This window comes from Kitasatospora sp. NPDC127035, from assembly GCF_042726075.1.
Classification (GTDB): domain Bacteria; phylum Actinomycetota; class Actinomycetes; order Streptomycetales; family Streptomycetaceae; genus Kitasatospora.
In genome coordinates this window covers 1-25,109 of the sequence record NZ_JBHXDN010000102.1, presented here as the reverse complement: position 1 = coordinate 25,109, position 25,109 = coordinate 1, and the positions used below count along the sequence as shown (strand labels likewise).

At 70.0% G+C, this 25,109-nt stretch carries 31 protein-coding genes and 1 pseudogene; 14 read left to right on the top strand and 18 right to left on the bottom strand.

The features are described from left to right. On the top strand, positions 1-242 hold a 242-nt coding region (locus ACFWIC_RS38650; RefSeq protein WP_380521744.1), incomplete at its 5' end, for a hypothetical protein. Between the two features lie 256 nt (positions 243-498). Further along, a complete protein-coding gene (locus ACFWIC_RS38645) occupies positions 499-705 on the top strand; it encodes a hypothetical protein (protein ID WP_380521743.1) in 207 nt (68 codons plus the stop codon). Between the two features lie 117 nt (positions 706-822). Here ACFWIC_RS38645 and ACFWIC_RS38640 read toward each other — a convergent pair whose 3' ends face one another. From ACFWIC_RS38640 to ACFWIC_RS38630, 3 genes and pseudogenes are all read right to left on the bottom strand, one after another. Then, positions 823-1,407, bottom strand: coding sequence for an SMI1/KNR4 family protein (locus tag ACFWIC_RS38640; protein ID WP_380521741.1), 585 nt, complete (start codon positions 1,405-1,407; stop codon positions 823-825). A gap of 432 nt (positions 1,408-1,839) precedes the next feature. Continuing rightward, positions 1,840-2,518, bottom strand: a pseudogene (locus ACFWIC_RS38635) (hypothetical protein). 261 nt (positions 2,519-2,779) lie between these two features. Beyond that, the gene (locus ACFWIC_RS38630) at positions 2,780-3,100 is read right to left on the bottom strand and encodes a hypothetical protein (RefSeq protein ID WP_380521739.1); all 321 of its coding nucleotides are present in this window, start codon (positions 3,098-3,100) and stop codon (positions 2,780-2,782) included. Between the two features lie 714 nt (positions 3,101-3,814). Between ACFWIC_RS38630 and ACFWIC_RS38625 the strand changes: the two genes are divergently transcribed. The 3 genes from ACFWIC_RS38625 to ACFWIC_RS38615 all read left to right on the top strand — a co-directional run bounded on the left by ACFWIC_RS38625 (position 3,815) and on the right by ACFWIC_RS38615 (position 5,847). Further along, entirely contained in the window at positions 3,815-4,132 is a 318-nt protein-coding gene (locus ACFWIC_RS38625) for a hypothetical protein (protein ID WP_380521737.1), read from the top strand. Beyond that, on the top strand, positions 4,129-4,434 hold the full coding sequence (locus ACFWIC_RS38620; protein ID WP_380521735.1) for a hypothetical protein: 306 nt from the start codon (positions 4,129-4,131) through the stop codon (positions 4,432-4,434). Before ACFWIC_RS38625 ends, ACFWIC_RS38620 begins: the two co-directional genes overlap by 4 nt. A 195-nt stretch (positions 4,435-4,629) precedes the next feature. After that, a complete protein-coding gene (locus ACFWIC_RS38615) occupies positions 4,630-5,847 on the top strand; it encodes an IS110 family transposase (RefSeq protein WP_380521732.1) in 1,218 nt (405 codons plus the stop codon). 67 nt (positions 5,848-5,914) lie between these two features. On the opposite strand, the gene ACFWIC_RS38610 is transcribed toward ACFWIC_RS38615, so the two are convergent. Then, the gene (locus ACFWIC_RS38610; protein WP_380521730.1) at positions 5,915-6,442 is read right to left on the bottom strand and encodes a ferredoxin; all 528 of its coding nucleotides are present in this window, start codon (positions 6,440-6,442) and stop codon (positions 5,915-5,917) included. A gap of 136 nt (positions 6,443-6,578) precedes the next feature. On the opposite strand from ACFWIC_RS38610, the gene ACFWIC_RS38605 reads away from it, so the two are divergent. After that, on the top strand, positions 6,579-6,827 hold the full coding sequence (locus ACFWIC_RS38605) for a hypothetical protein (RefSeq protein ID WP_380521729.1): 249 nt from the start codon (positions 6,579-6,581) through the stop codon (positions 6,825-6,827). Positions 6,828-6,930: 103 nt separating this feature from the next. Here ACFWIC_RS38605 and fxsT read toward each other — a convergent pair whose 3' ends face one another. Then, positions 6,931-9,489 (bottom strand): FxSxx-COOH system tetratricopeptide repeat protein, encoded by a 2,559-nt coding sequence (fxsT, locus tag ACFWIC_RS38600; RefSeq protein WP_380521727.1) that lies wholly within the window; start codon positions 9,487-9,489, stop codon positions 6,931-6,933. A gap of 83 nt (positions 9,490-9,572) precedes the next feature. Beyond that, positions 9,573-10,055, bottom strand: coding sequence for a hypothetical protein (locus ACFWIC_RS38595; protein ID WP_380521725.1), 483 nt, complete (start codon positions 10,053-10,055; stop codon positions 9,573-9,575). 908 nt (positions 10,056-10,963) lie between these two features. Here ACFWIC_RS38595 and ACFWIC_RS38590 point away from each other — a divergent pair. After that, on the top strand, positions 10,964-11,176 hold the full coding sequence (locus tag ACFWIC_RS38590; RefSeq protein ID WP_380521723.1) for a hypothetical protein: 213 nt from the start codon (positions 10,964-10,966) through the stop codon (positions 11,174-11,176). A 115-nt stretch (positions 11,177-11,291) separates the two neighbouring features. Here ACFWIC_RS38590 and ACFWIC_RS38585 read toward each other — a convergent pair whose 3' ends face one another. The 7 genes from ACFWIC_RS38585 to ACFWIC_RS38555 form a co-directional block, all read right to left on the bottom strand. Beyond that, positions 11,292-11,648 carry a hypothetical protein gene (locus ACFWIC_RS38585; RefSeq protein WP_380521721.1) on the bottom strand — a complete coding sequence of 119 codons (357 nt, stop codon included), beginning with the start codon at positions 11,646-11,648 and terminating at the stop codon, positions 11,292-11,294. Positions 11,649-11,692: 44 nt separating this feature from the next. Further along, complete coding sequence (locus ACFWIC_RS38580; RefSeq protein ID WP_380521719.1) at positions 11,693-12,070, bottom strand: hypothetical protein; 378 nt, start codon at positions 12,068-12,070, stop codon at positions 11,693-11,695. Between the two features lie 51 nt (positions 12,071-12,121). Beyond that, complete coding sequence (locus tag ACFWIC_RS38575) at positions 12,122-12,247, bottom strand: hypothetical protein (protein ID WP_380521717.1); 126 nt, start codon at positions 12,245-12,247, stop codon at positions 12,122-12,124. Between the two features lie 27 nt (positions 12,248-12,274). Beyond that, on the bottom strand, positions 12,275-12,400 hold the full coding sequence (locus tag ACFWIC_RS38570) for a hypothetical protein (protein ID WP_380521715.1): 126 nt from the start codon (positions 12,398-12,400) through the stop codon (positions 12,275-12,277). A 235-nt stretch (positions 12,401-12,635) separates the two neighbouring features. Continuing rightward, positions 12,636-12,887 carry a hypothetical protein gene (locus ACFWIC_RS38565; RefSeq protein ID WP_380521713.1) on the bottom strand — a complete coding sequence of 84 codons (252 nt, stop codon included), beginning with the start codon at positions 12,885-12,887 and terminating at the stop codon, positions 12,636-12,638. A 34-nt stretch (positions 12,888-12,921) separates the two neighbouring features. After that, entirely contained in the window at positions 12,922-13,320 is a 399-nt protein-coding gene (locus ACFWIC_RS38560; protein WP_380521711.1) for a hypothetical protein, read from the bottom strand. Positions 13,321-13,402: 82 nt separating this feature from the next. Further along, positions 13,403-13,921, bottom strand: coding sequence for a hypothetical protein (locus ACFWIC_RS38555; protein WP_380521710.1), 519 nt, complete (start codon positions 13,919-13,921; stop codon positions 13,403-13,405). A 773-nt stretch (positions 13,922-14,694) separates the two neighbouring features. Here ACFWIC_RS38555 and ACFWIC_RS38550 point away from each other — a divergent pair. Beyond that, positions 14,695-16,062, top strand: coding sequence for a hypothetical protein (locus ACFWIC_RS38550; RefSeq protein WP_380521708.1), 1,368 nt, complete (start codon positions 14,695-14,697; stop codon positions 16,060-16,062). A gap of 573 nt (positions 16,063-16,635) precedes the next feature. Here ACFWIC_RS38550 and ACFWIC_RS38545 read toward each other — a convergent pair. Further along, positions 16,636-17,964, bottom strand: a complete 1,329-nt coding sequence (locus ACFWIC_RS38545; RefSeq protein WP_380521706.1) for a VanZ family protein — start codon at positions 17,962-17,964, stop codon at positions 16,636-16,638. Beyond that, positions 17,961-18,425 (bottom strand): hypothetical protein, encoded by a 465-nt coding sequence (locus ACFWIC_RS38540; protein WP_380521704.1) that lies wholly within the window; start codon positions 18,423-18,425, stop codon positions 17,961-17,963. The genes ACFWIC_RS38545 and ACFWIC_RS38540 overlap by 4 nt, the downstream gene beginning before the upstream one ends. Positions 18,426-19,022: 597 nt before the next feature. On the opposite strand from ACFWIC_RS38540, the gene ACFWIC_RS38535 reads away from it, so the two are divergent. The 4 genes from ACFWIC_RS38535 (at position 19,023) to ACFWIC_RS38520 (ending at position 21,276) form a co-directional block, all read left to right on the top strand. Further along, positions 19,023-19,244 carry an ALF repeat-containing protein gene (locus ACFWIC_RS38535; RefSeq protein WP_380521702.1) on the top strand — a complete coding sequence of 74 codons (222 nt, stop codon included), beginning with the start codon at positions 19,023-19,025 and terminating at the stop codon, positions 19,242-19,244. Positions 19,245-19,310: 66 nt separating this feature from the next. Beyond that, entirely contained in the window at positions 19,311-19,970 is a 660-nt protein-coding gene (locus tag ACFWIC_RS38530) for a polymorphic toxin-type HINT domain-containing protein (RefSeq protein WP_380521700.1), read from the top strand. A 179-nt stretch (positions 19,971-20,149) separates the two neighbouring features. After that, positions 20,150-20,581 carry an Imm1 family immunity protein gene (locus ACFWIC_RS38525; protein WP_380521697.1) on the top strand — a complete coding sequence of 144 codons (432 nt, stop codon included), beginning with the start codon at positions 20,150-20,152 and terminating at the stop codon, positions 20,579-20,581. A 527-nt stretch (positions 20,582-21,108) separates the two neighbouring features. Further along, the gene (locus ACFWIC_RS38520) at positions 21,109-21,276 is read left to right on the top strand and encodes a hypothetical protein (protein ID WP_380521695.1); all 168 of its coding nucleotides are present in this window, start codon (positions 21,109-21,111) and stop codon (positions 21,274-21,276) included. 63 nt (positions 21,277-21,339) lie between these two features. Here the strand turns inward: ACFWIC_RS38520 and ACFWIC_RS38515 are convergent, their stop codons facing one another. After that, complete coding sequence (locus ACFWIC_RS38515; protein ID WP_380521694.1) at positions 21,340-21,495, bottom strand: hypothetical protein; 156 nt, start codon at positions 21,493-21,495, stop codon at positions 21,340-21,342. A 365-nt stretch (positions 21,496-21,860) separates the two neighbouring features. On the opposite strand from ACFWIC_RS38515, the gene ACFWIC_RS38510 reads away from it, so the two are divergent. Continuing rightward, entirely contained in the window at positions 21,861-22,226 is a 366-nt protein-coding gene (locus tag ACFWIC_RS38510; RefSeq protein WP_380521692.1) for a Rid family hydrolase, read from the top strand. Between the two features lie 46 nt (positions 22,227-22,272). Here the strand turns inward: ACFWIC_RS38510 and ACFWIC_RS38505 are convergent, their stop codons facing one another. Together ACFWIC_RS38505 and ACFWIC_RS38500 are read right to left on the bottom strand one after the other, a co-directional pair. After that, positions 22,273-23,028, bottom strand: a complete 756-nt coding sequence (locus tag ACFWIC_RS38505) for an alpha/beta fold hydrolase (protein ID WP_380521690.1) — start codon at positions 23,026-23,028, stop codon at positions 22,273-22,275. A gap of 239 nt (positions 23,029-23,267) precedes the next feature. Further along, positions 23,268-23,597: a hypothetical protein gene (locus ACFWIC_RS38500; RefSeq protein ID WP_380521688.1), complete on the bottom strand. Its 330-nt coding sequence runs from the start codon at positions 23,595-23,597 to the stop codon at positions 23,268-23,270. A 411-nt stretch (positions 23,598-24,008) separates the two neighbouring features. Between ACFWIC_RS38500 and ACFWIC_RS38495 the strand changes: the two genes are divergently transcribed. Further along, on the top strand, positions 24,009-24,431 hold the full coding sequence (locus ACFWIC_RS38495) for a hypothetical protein (RefSeq protein ID WP_380521686.1): 423 nt from the start codon (positions 24,009-24,011) through the stop codon (positions 24,429-24,431). The last annotated feature ends 678 nt before the right edge of the window (positions 24,432-25,109 follow it).

Sequence of the window (25,109 nt, the reverse complement as noted above, 5' to 3'; positions counted from 1 at the left end):
CGCCACCGCAGTCCACCCCTCTGATCCGCCCGATCTCCAGGCCAGGACAGCAGACAGGCACGGGCACAATCAGCCGAAAGGCGACAACACCACTCCCGCCAGTGAAGATCACCAACAGCATCCAGAAATTGATCCAGAACCTCGATTCACCCGTCGCCGAGACAGCGCGCAGGACGGCTGACCCCCGCCTGCGCGGGGACGACGTCCTCTTGACAGGCGGATTGGTCTACTCCACCGGCTGACCCCCGCCTGCGCGGGGACGACCCTTCGTGACCTGCACCGTTCTGGCGGCTTTGCCACTTCTTGACCGGCCTGAAGCAGACTCCGGGCTGGTTTGTTGAGGTGTCAAGGAACAGCGTCCATCGTGGCAGACATCGACGACATCACACCCCGTCTCAACCGACCCCGCCTGCGCGGGGAGGACCTGCTCGTGGGCGGTGCTCATCGGACGGACTCCGGCTGACCCCCGCCTGCGCGGGGAGGACAGCTCTTCCCCCGGTGACCGCCCACCCCTACCGGGCCCGGCTGTCCGCCGAGGCTGCCGTCCTGGTGCGCACCGTCCTGACCGACGACCAGGTCAAGCAGCTCCAGGACGGGCTGGAACGGGCCATGACCGATCCGTGGTTCTGGCCGGCCAGCGACGGCGACGACCTCGACGACAGCATCAGACAGATTGTGCTGCCCGACCTGATCGCCCGGACGTGATCCTGCCCGACCCGCCCGTTCCGTGCCTATGGGTGATCACTCTCACCGTGCTGTAGCGCCGAGCAGGGCCGGCCTCGCGCGGCATCTGGAGGCTGCCGATCGTTCGGCTGACAAACGCTATGAAGGGCTGCCCTGCTGCTGTTGCCGTTCACTCTCATCGAGCCACGTCAGATACCACCGAGCAAACGTCGTCGGCTCGCCGCGCTCGTCCAGCAGTGGAGTGAGGTCCTCGTCGTCCGCCCGGTTGTCGGACCAGATCCGCCCCTGCTCGTGACCGTTGATGATCAGCCACTGGCGGGCGGCGCAGCCCAGGTGCGAGATCACGACGGCGCCGACCGTGCGGTCCGGTGAGAACATCACGGATTCCCATCGCTCGTCCCAGGACTCGATGGCGTCGTCGAAGTCTTCTATCTCCTCGAAGTCCTCCTCCTCCGGCCGTTCTTCCCAGAGCGCCCTTGCGTGCTCCGGGTCCGGGCCCTGCCGGGGGAAGGGCTCGCCCAGCCTGGACAGGTCCGCGAGGTCGGCGCCGTCTCCCTCCCAACGCCAGCGGCCATGGATCCGCCGGACGGGGAAGACGCCATACGCCGGACCGGCGCCGCCGGCTCCGACCTGGAGGAGGAACTCGCGGTACTCCTCGGGCAGGACAACACCTATCTGGGCTTCGAGGTCAGCCACCTCGGCCGAGGTCAGCGGTTCGTCCAAGGCGAACCGGTGCCCCCGAGATCCGAACACGCCGGCACCGGCCGGCCGGACTCACTCCCAGCGCGCGCACGCGCTCCCGAACGCCAACCCAGGTCTGACCAGTCATGGGCCGAGCCTACGGGGCAGGCCCGACAAATCCGGACGACTGCCTTCGGGGCGAGTACCGTCATCGCCGAGCGAGTGGCCAGCTGTTGTGCTCAGTCAGACCCTGGACAACAGATCCCGTGCTGAAACGATTGTTGGCCTGCCGAGTGACAGGGACACGTTTGTTGGAACCAGTTCCTAACATCCCGGGCTCGCGGCGGAGGTGGCTCGACCAGCGCAGCAGCACCTGGGCCAAACTCTCCCGTCCAGGCCGGATCCATCACTTCACGGCACTACGCGGACTCCTGCTCCGGCACGCCGAGCATCTCATCCGAAGTTCGACAGCGTTCAGGCCGACTCGTGGTCCAGCTGCGGATAGCCGATCTCGGAGATGTCCTGGGCCAGGTCCGCCAAGCTGACCTCAGGGTTCAGCAACGATACGAGTTCCTGGCTCAGCGGCCGCAAGGCATGAACCTGACTCACCGCCCCCAGGTCGATGGAGACCTCGTAGTAGTCCTCGGCGAAACGCTGGAACGCTTCCGGAGAACGGTCGACCAGGAGGCCGAACAGGCTCGTCGCCCCGTCAGGATCGACAGCACCTCGGGGAAGTCGATCGTCCCGTGATGCCACCGCTCGTCCGCCGGTCCCCGCCACATGCAGGCCGTCACGACCGGCACGTCGTCCTCGTCGGTGAACGCCGGCTCCTCGACGAAGGGTCTGAAGAGCTCGGGACCTCATCGATCACTCCCGGCCAGGCCTCGCCATCGTTGCCGAAGGGGCTCATCGGCGATTCGTGATCGAAGCCCCGCACATAGGCCCCAGCCGCCGAGAACACGATCGAGTACTCGTCTCCCGACCCGTTACGCATCGACGCCATCTCCTCACCGCCGGCCCAACCGGTGTTGAAGGAGTAGTACCGGCCCTCCCAGTCCGGGCTCAGGATCGCATCGAGCATCGCCAGCGAACGGCACTTGTCCCGCAGGTCGGCGATGCTGGGGAGCTGGCGGGCTACGTCATAGACAGTCACGTGCTCATCCAACCCGACACCACCGACACCCAGGCCCGCCGTGAGCCCTCCAATTCAAGGCTGAGCCGGTACCCAATGCCTGAACACGTCAACTTGTACCTGCCAGGGCACGTGAGTCAGTACACCAACGATTGCTGGCGAGCCGGCGGACGGTGCTGGGGCTGACCCCCGCAGTCTCGGGAGGACTGTTTCGCCACCTACCAGGCCGCTGCATCGACGGCTACCCCCCGCAGGTGCGGGGATGAACGGGCGACGCACACGTCACATGTCGTAGTACTCACCGTCGTCGCCCTGGACCCGGGCCTCCAACGCCTTCGCCAACCGACACATAGTCACGACCAGCGCATCGCTCGGGTGCTTGGCCACAACCCGCCCGGCCCTCCACCACAACGCCTCGCCGTATGGCTTCCCATTCCTCCACAGGACGGTCTCAGCGACCCTCTCCTGGCAGCCTTCCGGCAACGGAACCGCCACGAGGCAGGGATCGGCGGTGACCGCCGCGTCCCACTCCACCGCCCTGATGTGCTCCCCCTCTCTGTCCCACCAGTTCTCCCGCCGCGTGATATGCAAGTCGTAGCCCATGGCCGGCCAGCGTAGAGGGACGCGTAGCACCGCGCATCTACGTTCACAGCCACGCGCTCGTGAGGGTCCCGTGACTCCGCTCAACGGAAAACAGGAACGGCCACCCCCGGTCGCGCGGGGAGGACCCAGACGGTGGGCGGGTGGATCGACGCAGGTGCGGCTGACCCCCGCAGGCGCGGGGAGCAGGACAGTTGGAGCTGGCTGAACTACAAGCCCGTGGGATCACCCCCGCAGGCGCGGGGAGGACGGCAGGTCGCGGGGAGCGGCAGACCCCCGCGCCTGCGGGGAGGACGCATCCGAGGCAGAAAGGCCAAGGTCCCGAAACGGCAGACCCCCGCGCAGGCGGGGGTCAGCCGGCGGATAGCCTCCGTGATCTCGTTGAACCCGAGTCCTCCCCGCGCATGCGGGGAGAACTCAGCGGCCTGCGCATCCGGCTGCTCGCGCAACTCGGGGACGGCACGTTGGGTGATCGCGCTGACCCGACCCGGATCCGACGGGTGCCGTCGGCCTCGTCCAGGTGCGCGCCACCACACTGCTCTCGCAGCCACCCGTGCGGAACGGAGCAGAGCGGGGCCGGTTCCCCATGCTCCCCTCGGCCGCTGTTGACCCTCACCGGGGCCGCGTGACCCGGATGGCTCCGCCACACGCCCGCCGACCGCTACCGTCGACCATGCAGCCCGCCGTCCCGGCGACCACACCACCGAGGAGGCCCACGTGACCACCCAACCCGACCACGACAGCCCTGCCCCAGCAAGGCCGACCACACTGCACGAGCTACGAACCGCGCTCTCCCGCTACGGCCTGCCCGGTGACCGCGAGGCCTTCAAGCGGGCCCTGGCCGCCGCGCTCGACTCCTCCCCGATCGGTGACCTCGCCGCAGTCGCCGAGGTGATCGCCACCTACCGCCACCGCCTGGTCCTGCGCACCGACGAGCACGCGATGGCGTCGCTGGCCGCGCCGATCGGCGGCCAGCAGTGGACCCCGGCCGCCGACGCCTTCGCCCGGGCGCGCGCCGCCGGCGGCGCCCGGTGACCGACCGGCCCGAACCGCCGGCCCCGTTGCACGTGTTCCTGTCCGACGCCGCCGAACGGGCCCTTGCCGGGCTGCGGCCCGGCGAGCTGAGCGCGGTCGAGAAGCTCGTCGAGCGCCTCGCCGTCCACCCGCGGCTCGGTATCCCTGTGCCCGGCGGCACCGACCCCGAGGTCGACGACTACACCGCCCGCACCGACCCGGCCTCCGACACCGGAGACCGCATCAGCGTCGTCTACCGCCTGCACGAAGGTTCCCTAATAGGACCCACCGAGGCTCCATCCGGCAGACTCGGTGCCCGGTAGCCGCCGGCAGGTGAGCACTCTTTGTTCCCTGGACTTCGAGTCCTGTTGACAGATCGTGCCCCTGCCGGTCGGCCAGGAGCGAAATCGCTGATGGGATGTCGTGCCCGCCCGATCGCGGCGTGAGCACAGCCCTATTAGGTCGCTGATGGTTCTCCTGCGGGCTGCTGCCGATCGAGGTCGATGACGGAGGACGAGTTGCTGTTCGTTGGGGACGACTGGGCCCAAGACCACCACGACATCGAGCTGATGGACGCCACAGGTCGCCGGCTGTCCAAGGCTCGGCTGCCGGAGGGCGTCGCTGGCATCGAGCGATTGCACACGATGATCGGTGCGGAGCTCGGCGAGGACAGCAGGGCCGAGGTCGTGATCGGCATCGAGACCGATCGAGGCCCATGGGTGCAGGCGCTGATCGCCGCCGGCTACACGGTGTACGCGGTCAATCCACTGCAGGCATCCCGGTACCGGGAACGCCTGGCGGTGTCGGGGGCCAAGAGCGACGGGGCCGACGCGCACATGCTCGCCGACATGGTGCGCACCGATTCCCACCAGCTCCGCCCGATCTCCGGGGACACCGCCGACGCCGAAGCGGTCAAGGTCGTGACGCGGGCTCATAAGACCCTGATCTGGGAACGCACCCGCACCACGCAGCGGCTGCGGCACGCCCTGCTCGACTACTTCCCCGCCGCTCTGCTGGCGTTCGACGACCTGGATGCCCCCGACACCCTGGAACTACTGGCCAAGGCACCTGATCCAGTGGCTGCGGCGAAGCTGACGACCACGCAGATATCCGCGGCCCTCAAGCGCGCCCGGCGACGCGGCGTCCCCGACAAGGTCACCAAGATCCAGGCCGTGCTGCGCGCCAAGCACCTGGGCCAGCCCACCGCTGTGACGGCGGCCTACGCCGTCTCCGTACGCGCACTCATCGCGATGCTGGTCACCTTGAACGACCAGGTCAAGTTCCTGCACGAGCAGGTCGAGGACTTCTTCGGCCAGCATCCGAACGCCGAGATCATCCGGTCCCAGCCCGGACTGGGCGCGATGCTCAGCGCTCGGGTCCTCGCAGAATTCGGCGACGACCCCCACCGCTACGCCAGCGCCAAGGCCCGCAAGAACTACGCCGGCACCAGCCCGACCACCCGCGCCTCCGGGAGGAAGAAGGTCGTGACCGCCCGGTACGTCCGCAACGACCGGCTCATCGACGCCTTGATCGCCCAGGCCTTCTCCGCACTGCGGGTCTCCGCCGGTGCCAGGGCCTACTACGAGAAGCAACGGGCCCGCGGCATCGAATTCAACGCCGCCCTGCGCCAACTCGCCAACCGGCTCGTCGGCATCCTGCACGGCTGTCTCAAAACCGGCACCCTGTACGACGAGGCGACCGCCTGGTCGGATCGAGCCCACGCACTCGCCGTTTGACACTCCAGCCCATGGGTGAGGCCGTTCCTCTTGGGTCGGTAACGGTGTTGCCGCGAAGTGCGCTTGGCTACAGCTCGGGCAGCCGGTCATCGGGCGCGGGGGACTGTCGCTCCTCCAGCCAGTAGAGATAGATCCGTAGATCAGATGCCAGGTCTCCGGCGATGTAGGACTCGAAGTCGCGGACGGCAGCGGCTACGTCCTGGCCCGCCGCGGCATCGCTCTCTTCCCATGTGCTCCGCTGGTCGGACAGGTACTGCACAACCTGGCCGCGGTTGTGCCACCACTCCCGGACGGTCTCCGGTGTCCATCGCGAGTCGCCGTCACAGCCGTACCCGAGGAATGGGTCGTTGTCTGCCGCTTCGACCAGCTGGGCGGTGTCCGCAGGCGATCTGGGCTGGCGATACACGTACTCGGTGAGGTACTTGCCTCCGTAGAGAACGTGGGCGGGTGCTGAAAGCCGCCCCGTCCAGCAGGTGTCGGTCTCCCCACCGTAGAAGGGCCCGGGGACGTTGAGCCACAGTCGGTCTTCCCAACGGCCCCGAAAGGCCTCGCGGTCATTGCCGAGGATGGTCAGGGGGTCGAAGTAGAGCGTCACCTGCCGAGGCTAGGGCATCCGTTCGGCCTGAGCGACGGCAGCCCTCCGACGGGGCAACCGACTGGTCCCGCCGGGCCCACGCACTCGCTGTTTGACACGCCAGCTCATGGGATGTCTGTCAAGTCAGTGTGTTGAGATGCCAGCCGCTCCCGTTCCCCTGGCCGGGTGCCCACCCAGTCCAGCCGGCGCCACAGGCTTCCCTGAAGAATTCGCCTTCGAGGACTGGCTGTTCCACATGGAGGGCCTGGCCGAGGACGAGCAGAAGCTCACCGACGGTGAGCACGTCAGCGGCCAGGCCGCCGACGCCTACCGCTTTCGGGTGAAGGCGGTGAGCCGCGATTCGACGGGGGCGAGGACGTCCTCGCCCCGGCGGTCGGCGACGTAGGCCGCACGACCTCCAGGGCGAGCACGCCGACTCCCCGGCGCGGGCGGGGCGCGATCCCGCCCCGCCCGCGCCGTTCCCGTTCCACACGGTGTCGGCCGTACGGTCAGAACGGTTGGGGTTCGAGGTCCTGGTCGACGGCCTCCCACCGGAGGACGGCGCAGGTGTGCGGATGGTCGTGGCCGAGCAGGTCGGCGAGGGCCGCCAGCGCCCGGGTGTGCAGGGTGGTCGCCTCGGCGGTCCGGCCGAGGACACGAAGGGCCGCCGCGAGGTTGGCGGCGCTGGTCAGCGTGTCGGGATGGTTCGGGCCGTACAGCTCGGTCAGGTCGCCGAGGGCCCGTCGGTGCAGGAGCAGGGCGTCGCCATGGCGGCCGGTTTCGCCGTAGGCGTTGGCGAGGTTGAGCCGTGCTTTGGCCGTCAGCGGATGGCGGTCGCCGAGGGCTCTGCCGAGGGCGGCGAGGACGGGCTCGCCCTGCTCGACCGCGCCCGCCGGATCACCCTCGGCGCGCAGGTACATGGCTCGGTTGGCCGCGCAGGCGAGGGTGAAGGGGTGGGTGTCGCCGAGTCGGTGCTGGTAGCGGTCGAGTACCTCCGCGGTGAGCGGGCCGGCGGAGCCGTGGTCTCCGAGGGCGCTGTGGGCGGCGGCGAGCGCGAGCGCGCAGACGAGGGTCTCGGGATCGTCCTCCGCGAAGCGTTCCAGGTAGCGCTGGTAGGTGGCCAGGGCCAGGGCCAGCGCCTCGCCCGGACGTCCGACCCGGCGCAGGGCGACGCCGGTCGACGCCGCGGTGCGCAGGTGCTCCGGCAGGTGGGGCCAGGGCACCTCCGCGAGGTCGGCGGTGGCCTCGGTGAGCAGGTCGAGCGAGCCCTGGTGGTCGCCGAGGTCACGGAGGTCCCGGGCCAGGCAGTACTTGGTGCTCAGGGTGTAGGGGTGGCGCGGGCCGAGGATCTCGGTGCGTCGGCGCAGGGTGTCCCGGTCCAGGTCTCGGGCGGCCCTGCTGTCGCCGGCCAGGCGGTGGTCGATCGCCAGGTTGTGGGCCATCGACAGGGCCCGCGGGTCGTCGGGGCCCACGGTGTCGCGCAGGTGGCGGTAGGTGTCGAGGTCGAGGTCGAGGGCGGTTCGGAACGCGCCGAGCACCCGGTGGTCGGCGGCCACCGATCCGGCGGAGGCCAGGGTGGTCGGGTGGTACGGCCCGAAGGCTGTGCGCCGGCGTTCGAGCACGGTCTCGTCGAGGGCCAGCGCATCGCGGTAGTGGCCCATCGAGCGGAGGATGTTGGCCCGCTGGAAGAGCAGGAGCAGGGTCTCCGGGCCGTCGGGGCCCAGGCGTTGCGTCCAGAGCGGTACGAGGGCGGCACTCAGGGTGTCGGCGTCGGTGAGGGCTCCGCGCTTCCACAGGTAGCGCACCCGGTCGATGAGCAGTTGTCGGGCTTCCGGTGCGTCGCACTCCCTGGTGCTGCAGGCACTCAGGTGCGGCCAGATCTCGATGAAGGCCGGCCAGTTGGCGGGGTCGTCGATCCCGCCTGCGGCGGGGCGTGCGCCAGCCAGGACGAGGTGGACGTCGTGCGCGGCCGTGTGTCGCTCGTCGTCGGTCAGGGTGGAGCGGATCACAGCCTGGACCAACCGGTGCAGTTGGACGGTTCGGCGGGTGGTGTCCACCCGGGCGAGCGAGTAGCGGCCGATGGCCCGGATGGCCTCCGCCACCGCAAACGGGCCGTCCGCGCCGGGGTCGTGGCGGGCCAGCGCACGTACCATCGGCTCGCTGTAGAGCAGGCGCACCGCGATGGGTTCGGGGGCCATCAGTGCGCACAGCTGCAGCAGCCGCGCGGCCGCCGGCGACTGCTGCCGCAGTTGGGTGATCGACACGCTCCAGGTCGCGGCGACGGAGGCGGGGTAGTCCACCGGGTGGCCGGTCGACAGGGCCCGGGCGGTCGCCCCGCGGAGTTGGGTGAGGTACGACTCGACCGGGATGCCTGTGGCGGACAGCCAGCCGGCGGCCACCTCGACGGCCAGCGGCAGATCGCCGACCGCCTCGGCCACCGCGTCCGCGTCCGCTCCGGTCAGGCCGCCGACCCGGCGGCACAGGTGCTCGACGCTCTCCCGGCGGGAGAACACGGCGATCGGCAGCGTCTCGGCCACCCGGCTCCAGTCCGGGTTCCGCGAGGTGACCAGGACGTGCCCGGCACCGCTCGGCAGGTAGGGGAGGAGGTCGGCGGGTGCGTCGGCGTTGTCGAAGACCAGCAGCCACCGGGAGGCCGGTTCGCCCCGGCGAAGGGCGGCGAGGGCGGCGTCCGCGGCCTGTCCGACCTCCTCGCCGACCGGCAGGCCGAGTTCGCGGGCCAGGTCGGCGAGGCTGGCGGCGATCGCGTCGGACTGCTCGGCGTCGATCCACCAGACGAGGTCGTACTCGGCCCTGAAGCAGTGGGCGTACTCCAGTGCGATCTGGGTCTTGCCGATGCCGCCGAGGCCGTACAGGCTTTGCGAGCTCGGCAGGACGGCGGTGAAGCCTGTGCCCAGCCGCCGGCTCAGTTGCTCCAGGACGTCCCGTCGGCCGGTGAATGACGGGTACCTGGGCGGGGCCTTGAAGACGGCTCCCAGACGAGCGGGCCGGTGCACGGCGGGCGCGGTACCGCCGCCGTGCATGTGGATGTCGCGAACGCTGCCGGCCACCACGCCGCCCGTGTTGACGAGGTCGCGCCGGGTGCCGATCCCGGCGCTCGGCCCGTTGGGTCCGGCGGTGTCACCGGGAGCGGTCAGCGCGGGTCCGCTCCCGGCCCAGTAGGGCGGTCGGTCGCCCCGATCGTCACCGGGCCGTCGAAGTCCCGGCCGATCACCCCACCCTGGTTGGCGATGTCACCGCCCGCCGTCACCCCACTGTGGTCGGCGTGCACCGCCGCGGCGGGCGCGGCGGCGGCCCCGAGCGCCTCCAGCAGGGCGTGCAACTGCGCGACGGCCGCAGCCTGGTCGGTCGCGTCCAGACCTTCGAGGAAGTCCTCCAGCCGGGTCTGCCAGGAGGCCTCCTGCCGGTCCGCCACCGTGGCCCGTTCCTCGGGGGACGCCGCTTCCAGCGCCCGACCGGTCCGGTCGAGACGTTCGAGCACCGCCCGTTCCCCGTCGGGCGTCCCGCGGCCGAGCAGCCGGGCCACCCGTTCCCGCACGCCCTGCCACATGTCCGTACCGGCGGCCTGGACGATCCCGGCACCGCCCGCCCCCGCCAGTGCACTCAGAGCCTCCACCAGCACCTCGACCCCTCTGTCGGCCTGCGGGGCCCAGCACCCCACAGGAACTGATGCCCATTCAACTCAAGTACCCGGCACCGAGAGAAGGGCACACAGCCCGCGCAGTGGATCGCGGGGAACGGCACGGCGGCGGTCGCGTCCTGACCGGCTCACGGGAGGACGCCGGTTCTGGGTTCAGTCGGTGCGGGGCAGGTGCGCCTCGATCCTGTCGGGCAGCCCCCGGTGGCGGTGGTCGTCGAGGGCGAGAGGGTCGTGCGGGCGCATCGTGGCGCGGCAGGGAGAGCAGGACGGCCGCGGCGAGCGCGGTGCCGCCGAGGCGCAGCGCCAGTCGGAGCGGTTCGGCGGGCAGGTGTTTCGCCGAAGACGACGGTGCCCGCGACGACGGTGAAGACGCTGGACACGGTCGTCGTGACGGGCACGATCACGGAGGCCCGGCAGCGCTGGAGCGCGGTCTTGGACAGCGCGCGGCCGGTCGGCGAGCGCGGCCGAGGTGCCCTTGACGGCGAGCGAGCTCACCCCGTATAGCAGCCCGAGGGCGACCTCGTACGGCACGCCGGAGCTGCGGCGGCGGTGCCGGCGGCCGGCGCGGCGCAGCGAGGCGAGGAAGAGCAAGAGCCCGAGGGCGAGGCAGGGGAGGCAGACGCCGAGCAGGGGTAGGACGGGCGCCGTCGCCCCACCCGGTCGCCGCCGGCCTCCCCGCCGCAGAGGGAGCCGACGACCGCGAGCAGGGCGAGCAGGATGACGCCGATGGCGAGGAGTTCCCGGCGGCCGGGGCGTTCGCCCAGAGCGGCGGCGGAGAGGGTGATCAGGAGCACCGTCCCGGAGAGAATGAAGGACCGGAGCGCTACCGCCGCTGATGGCCGTTCAGCCCCTGGGCACGGCCGCGGGCTGCCAGACTGTGGATCATGACTGACCGTCGTGCCCTCTCCCTGCCTGCCTTCTCCGAGCCCTCCGCCGCGTCCACCTCCGCTCCCTCCGGCGGGCGACGGCAGCTGCCGGTCGAGCAGGGAGCCGACTTCCGCCAGCCACCCGGCGAGCCCGTGGCCGCACCTGCTCCGGCTCGGCGCCCGCTTGCCGCCGGCGGCCTGACGTTCTCTGACCCGGGCCGGCAGATCTGACCCGCTCCATTCGTGCCGCACGGCTCTGACCTGGGCAGGTTCATGGATCGGACCACGGCCGAGCCGCCTCGAAGCTGGTCGCGAATCTATAAGACCCCCCGTCTGGCCTGCGGTTCTACCAGCTGTCCATCGCGCGCGGGTCGCCGGAGATGGCGTAGCGGCGGCAGGCGAGCAGTTCGTCGGTGGTGATGCCGATGTCGTTCGCGAGGCGGGCGAGACCGGCGTCTTCGGCCTGGCGGTCGCCGATGTAGGCCGGGACGACCCCAAGGGCGAGCAGACCGAGCTCGTGCTGGCCTTGGCGGTGCTGGGTGACCGCGTCGCGGCCGGCGGAGACATGGCGGCGCCAGGCCTCGGTGGTGATGCCGTCCGGGGCCGGGCCCATCTCCAGCTCGGCGGCGGGGACGTCGGGGCGGGCGCGTATGTCGGTGACGGCCTGGGCGACGATCTCGCCGACCGCAGCGGCCTCCAGCACGGTGCCACTGGCTTCCTGCTGGGCGTCGGCGAGGCGTTCGGCGATCAGGTCGGTGAGTTCGGCGATTCGGCCTTGAGGTCGACGACCGCGCGTACGGGCAGGACCAGGGCGGCGCTGTCCCACGCGTGGGACGCCCCGAGCTCCCGCTGCACGGTGCCCTCGATGGCTTCGGCGGCGGCCGCCAGGTCGAGCAGCCGGTACGCCGTCGAGCGGCCGATCCCGAACTCCTCGAGTGTGTACGCGCCCCAGCTGGGGTGCCCGAGTGCGGTCCATACCCGGGCCCGGTGGGCGGCGCGCACCCGGCGGGCCAGGACCAGGACGGCGGTGCGGGCGTCCTCGATCGCCGTGCGCAGCTGCTCGGTGAGTTCCCGGGCCCGCGCTTCGTCGACCGGGCCGGCCTGCTCCTGGTGGTGCCCGTCCATGCCTGGATCGTTCCCGCGGCTGGCTGGGGGGAACCGCAGGGGTCGGCCGGGCTACAGGAACGGTCGGGCGAGGATGCGCAGCTGCTGGTCGGCGATGGCGCCCATGGGGCCGGCTGTGCCGAGGTGGGCCACGATGGTGTGCTCGAACAGTTCCAGCATCGACCGTGCCTCGTGCATCGACTGCAGGGTGAAGCCGGCGTGCTTTCAGCGGTCGCCGTCCAGCGCCGGGATGCGGCCGTCGACCACCGCGCTCTGGAGGTCCTCGCTCGTTTGGATGCTGCGGCGGTACTTGGCGCGCAGGAAGTCGACCATCGCCTGGGTGTCGTCCATCGCGTCATCGTGGCGCACCGGCCCGCCGGAGTACACCCCCTGTGACAAGGGAAGTTTCGTGGCACGGCGCTCGGTTCGCCGGGCTGGGACAGGTCTGTCCCAGGCATGTCCCACCCCCGTCTCAGCGTGTCCGGTTTCGGTCGTTTCGCTAGGACGGTCCCAAGCCATTTCCCTGGTAGGAGCGTTTTCGCGCCCGGGCTGGGACAGTGCTGGGACATCTGGTCCGGGCGGTCGGCTACCGGCTCGGTGCGGCGTCCTCGATGGCGGCGAGCAGGTGGGCGTGGACGGCTTCGGCGGCTTCGCGGGTGGCCGGGTCCGGGTCCTCCAGGTGGCCGGCGATGAGTGCGGCGGCCGCGGCGAGGACCGGCACGGGGACGGTCGCCGACCGGAGGTGGAGGAGCTGGGCGGCGGCCTGTTCGCCGGGCGTGGTCTGGGTGCGGGTGGGGATCAGGGAGTTGATGCCGCGCGGCTGCTGAGTGCTGGTCACCCGGCTCATTCTCCCGCGCGGAGGCCGGTGCTGATCACCACGGCCGGTCGGCGGAGGGCTCGGTGGGCACGGTGCCGTGGTGGTGGCGGGCGACGGCCTCCAGCAGCGCGGTGCGGGCCCGGCGCCAGCGGACGTCCTGGGTGCGGCCGGCGTCGGCGGCCCAGTCCGGCAGCGGCCTGTCCTGCGCGGCCGCAGTGAGTGCTCGGCCGAGCTCGCCGATCGCGGCCTGCCAGTCGGCCAGCTGCCCGAGCAGGCCGCGCACCGGCTCGTCGACGGCGCGGGCCGGATCGGTGCCGGAGGTACGGGCCTCGGCGGCGGTCTCGGCGAGGGCGTCCTCGTCCAGGTCCTCGAAGGCCTCCCGCCAGGGCGCGGGGTCCGCTCGAAGCCGTCCAGCACCGTGTGCAGCGCGGTGTCGACAGCGGCCTGCGACCACGGCGGCGGAGTACGGGGCGCCCGGACGGTGTCGGCCAGCACCCGGGCGGCGCCGGGCCCGAGCGCCCGGCGCGTGGTGGTGCTCACCCGGCCAAACCGGTGCCTGCGGCCGCGCGGCCGGAGGCGGTGGCGGCGTCCAGCTCGTCGGCGAGCAGGGTGAGCTCGCGCTCCAGGTCGCCGAGCACGCAGGACGGCAAGGCCGCGGCCAGCGCGCACACCGCGACCAGGGCGAGCCGCTCGCCGCCGCCGAGCTCGGGCAGCGTGCCGATGGTGTGCGAGGCACCGAGCAGCACGTCCGCCGCCAGGGTGTACCGCAGCTCCTCGGACAGCAGGCCGTCGCTGCCGGGGACGACCTCGCGGTTGCTCGCCAGGGTGATTGCCTCGGCCGCGCGCTCCAACGCCGGGTGGTGCTCCTCCTCGCCCTGCCGGGCGGCCAGCTCGCGTACCCACGCGGCCGCCGCCTCCCCCGCGTCACGGCCCCGGTGGAGTGCGGCCAGCCGGCCGGGGTCGAGCGCCTGGTCGTCGGGCTCGGACGCGGGATCGTCCTGGGCGCGGCCGGACGGGGAGGGCAGCGGCGGCCAGGACAGCGGAGAAGTCGTCATACCGGTGCAACCGTCCGGTCCGGCGGGCGGTCACGGGTGTAGCAAGGCGGCCCTTGCTACACCCTGCTGCTGCTTGCGGCGGTGCAGCAGCAGCGCGTGCTGAACCGTCGGGCGCTGCGACTGCGACGGCCCGCGCAACCGCCGGCTGCGCAACGGCCGGGGCCGGGTGCGACTTGCGTTGCGTATCGCAACCGCCTGGCTCGTGATGCGCAAGGGCGGGTGCGGACCCTGCGGGACGGGTGCGAATCAGCAGGTGGGGGCGGTGCGGCGGGGATCGCAGCTGCGGCCGCCGCAGGCCTTCGCCGGGTAGCTGGCCGGGCCGGTTGCGCACCGGGCCGGGTCCGGCGGATGCGCATGCGCATGGTGGCGACCAAGCCGTTGCGCATGCGCAAGGCGCCGTTGCGCAGCGGGTTGCGCATGCGCAGGGACAACCGGGCCGTTGCGCGGGACAACCCCGGACAAGGGGGCGGCGGGTAGTAGGACAAGGGGGTGGGCGGCTACGGCCGGTGACGGGACAACGTGCTGCACCGCCGCTCCGGGCAGCGGGACAACGTGCAGCACCAGGCGCAGCAGCACGTCCGGGTGCCGCACCGCTGCTCCTCCGTGCAGCACCCGGCGCAGCGCTGCGCGGGCTGCTGCACCGGGTGCAGCGGCGGCGAGTTTCGCCCCGGTCCGCAATCCGGATTTCTTGATGGCCGCCCCGGCGGCCGGGAGTTTCGGACCGGTCCGAAATGGGCTGTGACCTGGGTGATCGCCAGGGCTACGATCCGGGCATGAAATACGGATCGGTCCGAAATTCCGGCACCTCTGACGTGCTGTTCGACGTGGCTTCGGGCGAGGTGTGCCTGCGGGTGGGGTGCGGGAAGTCGGTGCCGGCGCCGGAGCCCGGCAGGCGCGGGCGCCGGCCGGTCTACTGCTCGAAGGCGTGCAAGTCGAAGGCGGCCCGGGACAAGCTGAAGGTCGACGCTGTCCGGTCCGGCGAGGGCGCGCGGGCGGAGGTGCTGCGGTGCGCGGAGGCGGCCGTGGACGCCGCCCGCGCGTTCCTGGACGCGGTCGACGAGGATCCGGTGGCTGCGTACGAGGAGTTCCACCGCCTGCACGGGTCGCTGAGCGTCCGGGCGGTGGAGGCTGCGGAAGACGCGCGGGACGAGGTCCGCTGGCCCGACCTGACCGAGCCCCAGCGCGTGCTGCGCCGGGCCGAGGAGATGCTGATGCGCCCGGATGTCCTGGCCCGGGTCGACCCCAGGGTCCTGGCCGAGAGGCCTGTTTCGGACCGGTCCGAAATTCCTGCCCCGGCCACGCCTCCGGCCGGGTCGGCTGTTTCGGACCGTTCCGAAAAGACGCCCGACCCGGCAAGGCCGACGGCACCCGCTGTTTCGGACCGAGCCGAATCGAGGGCGCCCGCGCGAGTGCCGGCACCCGCGGCCACGGCCCTCCAGCGGGCCGAGGACTTCGAGACGCTGCGCCGCGCCGCCTGCACGATCCCGACCGTGCGGTTCGGCGAGCCGGACCGCCTGGACGACCTGAGCGTGACGTTCGGTGAGGACTGGCTGGTGGCCTCCTGGGACGACCTGCGGGCCGAGGACGTCCACCAGCTGTTCCACCGGGGTCGGCCGGTCGGCTGGACCGCTCCGCTGCCGGACGGCCCCTGGGGACAGGCGGGGCACATCGCCGTCGAGCACCAGGGCGAGCAGACCGCCGTGGTCCTCACCGACCCCGCCAGCGGGACCCGCACCCACCGCACCGTCGGCGACGCCCTGGACGCCATCCAGCGCGCGCATGCCGCCCGGGTCCGTGCCGAGCGCGCGATGCCGGGCGTGCCGCACCTGGCCCTCAAGCGCCCGACCGGCTGGACCGTGCCTTCCGCCCGCGGTCTCGGCGACCCCGACCGCTCCGCGCTCGCCAACGGCCTGGTCCACCTCACCTGGCCCGACCACCCGGGCGTCCAGGAACTCCAGCGAGCCGGCCGCCCGGTCGGCTGGATCGAGGAGTACGACGTTCAGCGCGGCACCTGGACCGCCCTGGTCGACAGCAGTATCGTCGCCGACGCCGCCAGCGGCGAACCCCTTCTCTGCCCCGACACCGACGCCGCCCTCGCCCTGCTGCGCCGGGCCCTGGGGGAACACCTCACCCGCTGGTAGACCGGGTCGGCCCCGGGGCGGCCGCGCGCACCGCACCGTGGGGACGGTTCCGCACCGCACCGCGCGGGCTTCCGCACCGCACCGCGAAGCCCGGTGCGGTAGTCGCGCCGCTACCGCACCGCACCGCGCGGCCCGTGCCTGCACCGCGAGCCGTTACGCCTATGGACAGGCTGCGCGGGGCCCGCGCGCACCCGGCCGCGCTTGTTGGCCACGCCGACCAGCGCGGCGCGTTTCCCCTGGACAAGCGGCAGGCCGAGCGAGCCCGCATCCGCGCGCGGCCGCGCACCGCACCCGCGCGCCGCACCGCACGGCCGGTGCGCGTCGCTACCGCGCCGCACCATGCGGCTCGCGTCCGCACCGCGCTGGCCCGCTGCGCCACAGCATCCTCCAGGGCCTGGGCGTGCTGAAGGTCGCCACGTGACAGTCACGTGGAGGCGCAGCTGGGCTCCATGCCAGGGGGCGGGTGTGAGGGGGACGGTGCCGGTGCGGCGCAGGTGGGTGACGGCCTCGCCTGGGGTCACCTCTTTGACGCCGGCCGGTTGGAGGGAGGGTCGCCTCGGTCTGCCAGAAGTCCTAGCGTGGTTGGCCGGCGGGGTTCAGCAGTCCGCCGACGGAATTTCCCGGGACGGTAGCACCGGTGTTGGCGTCGATGGTGACGACGAGGAGCATGGCCTTCTGCTTGCCTTCGGGCGTTATCATGCTGATCATCCAGCGTGGGTGCCAGACGCCGCTCTGATCGGTCTGGGCGAGAAGTTCTGCGCTGGTGATGACAGCCCCTGGGTACGCGGCGGTCGCAGTGCTGCGCGCGGTCTGCTCGGTGACGGTCGCCTTCGGGAGCACAGGAGCTTCGACATGGCGCGCGGAGAACGAGCTGACCTGCCCGCTTCCAGTGACGAGCATGTCCAGGCGCATCGGCATGAGGACGCCGTCGACGCGGGAACGCCACTGGACAGTCTTGGCTCCACCGGCATTGGGCTGCGCGTCCGTGCGGGTGTAGCTGCCGGTGAGAGCCCAGGGAAAGTGGAGCTGTGCGAATCGAGTGGCCGAGGCGACCGCCGCAGCGTCGGTGAGTTCACCCGGAGCCTGGTCGGGAACAGGCCCGACGAGTCCAGTGGTCGGTTCACCGCCCGGCCAGGCCAGGGTCAGACTTCCCGTTTCCCCCGTGGCGCTGATGGTGCCCGGCTGGCCGAAGGTGCCGGCGACGTACTGGATGGACTTGGTCTTGGCCTCGGGTCCGAAGAAGTCCTGGAACGCCTTGATGGCCGCGTCCCGCTGCGCCGGTCCGGCAAGAGTGCTTTCCGTGACGTCGGCGGAGATGACGGTGACAAACGGTACGACTGCGATCGCGAGAACCGCGACTCCGCCCGCGAGAACCATCGATCCGCGTGCGATCTCGTTCCTGGACGTGACAAGCCGTTTGTCGCTGGTCCTGAGGCTCCAGAGGTAGGCGAGGCCACAGCCGACCGCTGCTCCGAGGACGTTGTTCCACAGGTCGGCGGTGTCGCAACTGCGACCGCCCCCGGGGGTGACGGCCTGGAGCGCCTCGACGGCTGCGGAGAGCAGGGTGAGCGCAACGCCCGTGCTGACCGGCCGCCGGACGAGGAGGGCCGTGAAGAACCCGGCGGGCACGAAGAGGGCGATGTTCATCAGCCCCTGGGTGCTCGACATCGCGCTGAGCAGGTCACGCTGAACGGTGCACAGGAGTGGGGCCGGAGCACCAGGGTGGATGGGGTAGAGGGTGGCGGTGAGCACGACGGCGGTCGAGGCTCCGGCGAGCATGGACAGGAGAAGCGGGGCGGAACGCCTTCGGGCGACGGCCGAGGCCAGGGCTGCCGAGGCGATCAGTGCGGCGAGGAGGGCCCAGAGCAGCCCGGTCTCGTTGTTGAGGACAGCGCGGATCATGCTGATGGTGCTCCGGTGGGTGACATGGTGATGGGCCCGGGCTCTTGGGCGCCCGGGCCCATCGTGGAGGCGAGGGAGTAGCAGATGGTGACGGGCGCGTTCGCGAACGTGCTCTGCCCCTGGGCGGCCAACCATCCGACGATGCTGCCGCAGTCGTTGAACCCGAGGCCGTAGAACCAGCTGTCCTTCGTCTCGCCGGCGGACTGGTTGAACCAGCCGTTCTCGTACGAGTAGCCGTGGTAGTTGAACCCGAACTTCGCCGTGATGGCGCCGCCGTGGTTCTTCTTGTAGGTGTCGACGAGCCTCCAGTGGGAGGAGCCGTCAGGCTGGTTGTAGCTCTCGGAGTAAATGCACGTGGTCAGCTCCCCGTTGGAGAGGCTTGTCCTTGAGCAGTTGTATCCGATATTTCCGCCGGCCACGGCCTGGGAGGCTCCTGTGCCGACCAGGAGCAAACCCGCCAAGGTGGTTCCGATGACCCGTTTCGCGTTTCGCATGCTCTCCCCTGACGGATAGTCATGTTCGTTGCGTGGGAAGAGTCTTGCACAATCTGTTACATGGGGCCACCGTCTTGAATTTATCGAATATCTAGCTTCTGATGAAACCGCAAAATTTGACACTAGTGCCAAATGAATGCCAATTCGGGTCGATATGGTGACAATCCCGACGCTTTGGCTGTCTGGCTCAAATTCGACTGCTGTAGTTGACCATCTTTCCTGCCGTTGCATTCCGGTATCGCGCAGGACGGATCCACGCCCCGACACCGGCAATGCATGGACCAGCTGGTTCACGACGTCCTGGCGGCCACCTGAACGTCGGCCGCAAACACGACCGGCCCGGAGCGAAGCGGCTCACCCCGCAGCCGAAGGCAGAGAAGGCCAAGCGGGACGGTGCTGAGGATCTGAACGAGCCGAACACGGTCGTCCGCCTCGGCCGGCGAGGCCGTCCAGACGCTGCGTACTCTTCAGGACGAGGCCAATCGCCTCGCGGCGGCAGTGGCTCAGCCTGGCACGTCTACCGCGGCAGTCGTCACCGACGGCCGCAAGCTTGTGCTGCTGTCCATGCAGATCGCGGGTGGCCCGTGGACGAGGGAGGCTGCGGTCGGCGCCCTGTCCGGTTCGGACCATGCCATCCTCGACTACGTCAGAAATGACCGTCGCCAAGCCCTTGAGCAGGACGAACGGGAACGCGTCAACAGTCTCGCGCTGAACTCCGAAATCGCTGCGGTACGGACCGCCGGACCGATCGGCAAGAAGGTCATCGCCTTCCTGGAGAAGGTCTAAGCCACGGTCTCCGGAGCCTGTCCGTTCGGCAAGAAGAACAGTTTCCCGGTCGGCACCGGCGTCCTGATGGGCGACGGAAGTCGGAAACCCATCGAGGCGGTCAACGTCGGCGACACCGTTCTGGCCACCAACCCGAACACCGGTGAGATCGCCGCCAAGGCGGTCGAGCGTGAAATTTACACTCCTGACGACCGAAACTTCACCAGCCTGAGCATAATGGGTGATAGTGGCAGCGGCAGTCTGGTCACTACTGACCACCACCCGTTCTGGTCTGAGAATCAGCATGCGTGGGTTGACGCTGTCGACCTTGAGGTGGGTGACCAGCTAAGTACTTCCACTGGTTCCACCGCGAAGATCAATGGAATTCAGCGACTTACCCGCGCTCAGGGTGCGTACAATCTTACGGTTCGAGATCTCCACACATATTATGTCTTCGCCGGTGAAACGGCTGTGCTTGTTCATAATGAAACCTGCCTGGATACTGTTGTTGAAGGTTCGAAGCGAACCATCCCAGAATGGGCAGGACGTGAGACCGCAGGATTCGCGCGAGGCGACAAGGGGGCGGAAAAGGGGTATGACCTTGTCAGTGGCAATGGGAAGGACGATGCCAGTCTGATTGATTTGGTCAACGAGAAGCTTAAGGATGGTGGTCTCACACTGGGAGCTTCCAAGTCTACTCGGAGTGGCGATGTGGAGCAGAAGTTTGTCGCGATCATGCACAGGTAGCAAATGACGAAGGCTGAGATTGTAATCAACCACCCGGGAGGGCCTTGCAAGGATTCTCGCCTAGGATGTGATGCGGTTCTGGATTACCTCCTCGGTGAAAAGTCATTGCTGGTATATTGGCCGGACCCTGTCGAAGGGTGGGTCGAAAAGGCGTATGGGGCAAAGAATGAGATGTGGCAATGACAAAAGGTGTCGAAGTGCGCTACAGGTCCGGACACGGAGCGAATTCGTTGATCGTCACGACAATTGACGGACTGGATGCAGTCGTTGACGACTTGCTTGCAGGTGGTGATATCTACTGCACCATGGCTGAGGTATACTCCCTTGACCGGGAATTGATGCCTTCGGGATTCCCTGATCATTTCTTTGCGGTCTGTGTTAACGCGGACCTCGGAGTGGGACTTGTCTCATATGCGGATGAGAACGGTAACGTGACATCTGTTGGATCCCCCGAGACTCGCATCCAGCCGGCTTATCACATGGTGGGTCACATGACTTCATTTGCCGATCACTCCGAGATTCCGATTCCACTTGTCCGTCAGGCTCTGCGAGACTTCTTTACCTCGGGAGGGCGGCGACCCGAGTGCGTCGCATGGCAGCCCGATCGATAGAATGTATTGGTCGACTTTGGCCTTGAACCGGTGGTCTGGTCGGGTGATCTGATTTCGGCCTGACGTGAAGGTCTCGGCTTGGACACTTCAGACCGCTACGACGAAATTAGATTTCTGAGGGAGGCCAATAGGTTTCAGGAGGGGGTAAGTTGGGAGGGGCGGGCCGTATGGTACGCCCCTCCCCTTGCGATGGACCACTTCTCTACGTGGGCGGCGCCAATCGGGCCGGCGGCTGCTGGGGTGAGGCCCTGTCGTCCTGAGCCCAGCCTCGGCCTTGATGGCCTAAAGGCTGCGGGTGCTTCGAGGCCTGAAGATACTTATCGGGCATTGATTTCTGGATCTCGCGTTAATGCTAAATCTCCTTGCCATCTCGGCGAATTCATTTGTCGAGGCGGCAAGGTATTGAGTTCCGGAGTTAAAGGATCGTAATTACTAGACGCGATATAGGTGAACAGCGCCAGGTCGGCGTCGGCCGAGCAGGCGTTGGCCGAGGCCGACCTCGGTCCCCATCCCCAGGGCGTCGTCCGGTGAGCGCCCGCCGGTTGACCGGCGGCAGGGCGCTGGCGGCTGTCGCGGTGCTGTGGGCCGCCGCGGGCCACCCGCACACCGTCGTCCCGATGACGTACGACGACCTGCTGAAGCTGACCGGCGGCACCCCCTCGGCGGTCGTCCCCGAGGAGCGGCGGGTGCTCTGACCCGTCCGGAGGTCCTCCCGGCCGCTGCCCGGCGCCGGGAGGACCTCCCCCGTCCCGTTCCGGCTACCAGACCTTGTGCAGCGTGAACAGGTCGGCCTGGAACTGCATCTGGACGGCGTGCGCCGCCCACCACCCGCCCTGGACGGCCACCCAGCTGTTGCTGTGCTGGGCCTGGAGCGCGACCAGGTCGGTGCCCGGGACCGGCTTGCTCCAGAACACCTGCCGCGTGGCCGTGCTGCACCCCTCGGTGAGGAGCGGTGCGAGCCCGTGCCGGCGGCGATGTCGGTCAGGCCGTCACACGGCGACCAGGGCTCGCCGCTCGCTGGCGGGGCTCGGGCGGTGTGGCGGTGAGGGTGGTTCCCCCGCTGGACGGTCTTCACGCTCCCTCGGCCAGTTCGGGGTGCCTCGGCGGGCGTAGGGTTCGACGACGGTGGTCGTCGCCGTCCTGGGCCGGCGGTGGCTGGTCGAGAGGTGTGACGGCCGCAGCCTGACGGGGTGCCGGTACCCGTGGTCCCGGTGCCGATCAAGTTGGTCGACGAAGGGGTGTGACGATGGGGCGCAACGACGATCGGATGAGGAAGATCGTGTCTTCGGGGGGTCCGTTCGAGGGCGTCTACGGTTACAGCCGCGCGGTGAGGGTCGGCGGCCAGGTGCATGTCTCCGGCACGACCGCCCAGCCGCCGCACCTGGACGGGGCGGACGCCTACGAGCAGGCGAGGGCCGCGCTCGCGATCATCGAGGCCGCGTTGGGTGAGGCCGGTGCGAGCATGGCCGCGGTGGTCCGCACGGTGACCTACGTCACCGACATGACGGACGCGGAACTGGTGGCCAGAGCCCACCATGAGGCGTTCGCCGAGGTACGCCCGGCGGCCACTCTCGTGGAGGTGTCGCGACTTCTCGACCCGCGGATGAAGGTCGAGATCGAGGTCTACGCGGTCGAGCCGGATTGAATCGGTCCGTTGGCTCGGGAGGCGTGAGACCTCCGGGGGTCTCGGATCAGCTCGGCGTGGCTGCGGCGTGCACGAGATCGGCGACGGTGTCGGGACCGATCGTCCACGGCCAGTGATGCTCGATCGTCAGTCGGTGGTGCGTCAGGCGGTTCTTGGCCAGATACTCCCGGGTGGCGGGCGGGGTCGTGGTCCGCGACCACAGGTAGTCGGCCGGACAACGCACAGCCGCGAACTCCTGGCCGAAGCCGTCGGCCGCGCCGCGCCGGGCCGCGTCACGGCCGAGGGCCCACATGCTGTACGGGTCGGCCACGGCTACCGAGCGGGCGTAACTGGCCGGCGCCCGGCCATCCTCGACAAGCTTGCGCACCTGCCCCGAGAAGTCGTCCTTGAACGCGCCCGGAACCTCGTGCCGTGTCGCCTGTCCGGAGAAGTACCCGTCCTGCGAGGTCAGGTTTCCCTCGATGGACACGACAGCCGCGCATCGCCCGTTGAGTTTGCGGGCGGCCCTCACGGCCAGGACCGACCCCAGAGAGTGTCCGACCAGGGTGACGGGGCCGGACCAACAGCGCCGGACTACCGCGGCGATCCTCCCCGCGAAGTCCTCCAGGGTCACCCCCGCCTCCAGCGCAGGAGCCGCACCGAACCCAGGAAGGTCCAGCACGGCCACGCAGTGCCGGGCCTCCAGCGCCTCGGCCAGCGGCAACCACGACTCGGCCGAATCGGCGAAGCCCGGCACGCACAGCACCGGCGCGCCGGCGCCCAGCCGATGAACCGCGCAACCCTCAACGATCTCCGCGACCATGGTGCGTATTGTCACCCCTCCGGACCGCACGCTCCAGAGGTTGCCGCCATCACCTTCAGTGGGATCGTCCATATCTCCCGCTCTCCGAGCCCGCCTCCGACACGCACGCCAGGGCCGATGAGCTGACCGGGCACGGTTGCTCGCGGTCGAGTGGGCCCCGTCCCTGGCTGGAGCCGGCCCCCGCCCTGGGACACGTCTCGGTGAGGAGCGGCGCGAGCCCGTGCCGGCAGCGGTGTCGGTCAGGCCGTCATCTCTGCGACCGCGGCGCGTCCGGTGGTGATGGCGGCGTTCAGCTCGTCGGCGAGGATGGGCAGCTCGCGCTCCAGGTCGCCGAGCACGCAGCCGACGACCAGGGCGAGCCGCTCGCCGGCACGGAGCTCGGGCAGGGTGCCGGTGCGGGTGGCGCCGAGCATGACGTCGGCCGCCAGGTGGTAGCGCAGTTCCTCGACGAGTTGGCCTTCGCCGCCGGGGATGACCTCGTGGGCGCTGGCCTGGAGGATCGCGTCGGCCGCCTGGCCCAGCACCAGGGCATGGCCCTCATCGCTCTGGCGGGCGGCGAGCTCGCGCACTCACGCGGCCGCCGCTTCCCCCGCGTCGGCGGCCACGGCGAGTGCCTCGCGAACGGCGTGCTCGCGTTCCTCACGCGCGGCCGCGGCCTGCTCGGCTCGCTCGTGGCCTGGCCGCGCCCGCTACGCTGCCGTCAGCGCCCGCCGGACCCGAGACGCACATCCGGGCCATCACCGGCGGGCGCCACGCCGCCACCGGCCTGGGACCAGGCCGGGACGCCCCGGCACGGTCCCATCCGGCCCGTCATACCCCGACCTGGGGCGGCCCTAGAACAGGCCCATCCCATTTCCCCAGGCAGCGGCGCTCTGCGGCCGGAGCTGGACAGGGTGGGACAGGCGCAGACTGGAAGAAGAGCGGGCAAGGAGGCGATTTTGGTGCGGGCGGCGTAGGTGCGGGTCGGGGAGACCTGCCTGGTGCGCGTCCCGGCCCGACTTCCGTACGACCGGTACCCGCCGGACACCACCGACCCGGACAGCGTGCTGCTGCACCGGAGCCGCTGGATCCGCGCCGGCGCCGAGTTCGAGCCGGCCGTCACCGACCTCCCGGAGCCGGACGGCGAGCACATGGTCGCCGGAGTCCTGGTCGCCCCGCACTCCCGGGTCCGGGTCGAGCTGACCGACGACCAGGCCGCGGAGCTCGGCCTGTCGCCCGGCGCCCAGCTGCCGGAGCGGCAGCAGGCGGCCGTCCGGCAGGCCCGTGAGGGGCAGCGGCAGCGGCACCGCCCGGTCTGCACCCGCTGCCGGGCGAAGTTCTCGGATGAGCGGTGGGCCGAGCAGGAGCAGGCCGACACCTGGGACGATGACGGCCTTTTCGCTGGCTGCCGCGGCCGCCGCTGAAGCTGCGGCCATCGAGGAGAAGCGGACCAGTTCCTGGTGGCGTCGGACCTGACCCGCTGTCCCTGCCGCAGGCTGCTGACCTGCTGCCAGGAGTTTGGCACTCCTGCCGGTGGGTTCAGGATCCGGGGCCTGATGAGTTTCACGCCCGGGGCCTTGGCGGTGTCGAAGACGGCGCGCACTATGTGCACAGCCCGATTCCGAGTGGAGACCCGCCTATTACTTGTCGTGACTACCTCAACTTTTCCTCAAGTCTTGCCCGTGTTCTGTCTTTTGGCGCCTAGGGTCCTCTGTAGTCGACCTGATCGGGGTCGGTGCAGGAGGGGGATTCGATGATGAGGAAGGCCATTGTCGGCATGTTCGCTGGTGCTGCGGTGGCTGGGGCGCGGGGGGCTGTGCCGGCGAGTGCCGCTGATGTGGATCCGGGCTGGAGCGGCAATTGCTGCCGGCCCGTGGCCGACCGCTCCTGTGGGCGGATCGGCTGGGAGTGGGGCGAGTGACAGTGGCACCGTCTCGAACAGCTCTGGGTCTCGATCAGCCGGGCGATAGCCCGCACGAAGAGCACGACGCTGACTGTGGCCGCCATTGCCGAGATCTCGGCCACCGCCCAGGTGCAAGGCGTCCAGACGTTGTATTCCAATCGAAGCAGGAGGAATTGTGCGGAATTTGATTTCTCGTATT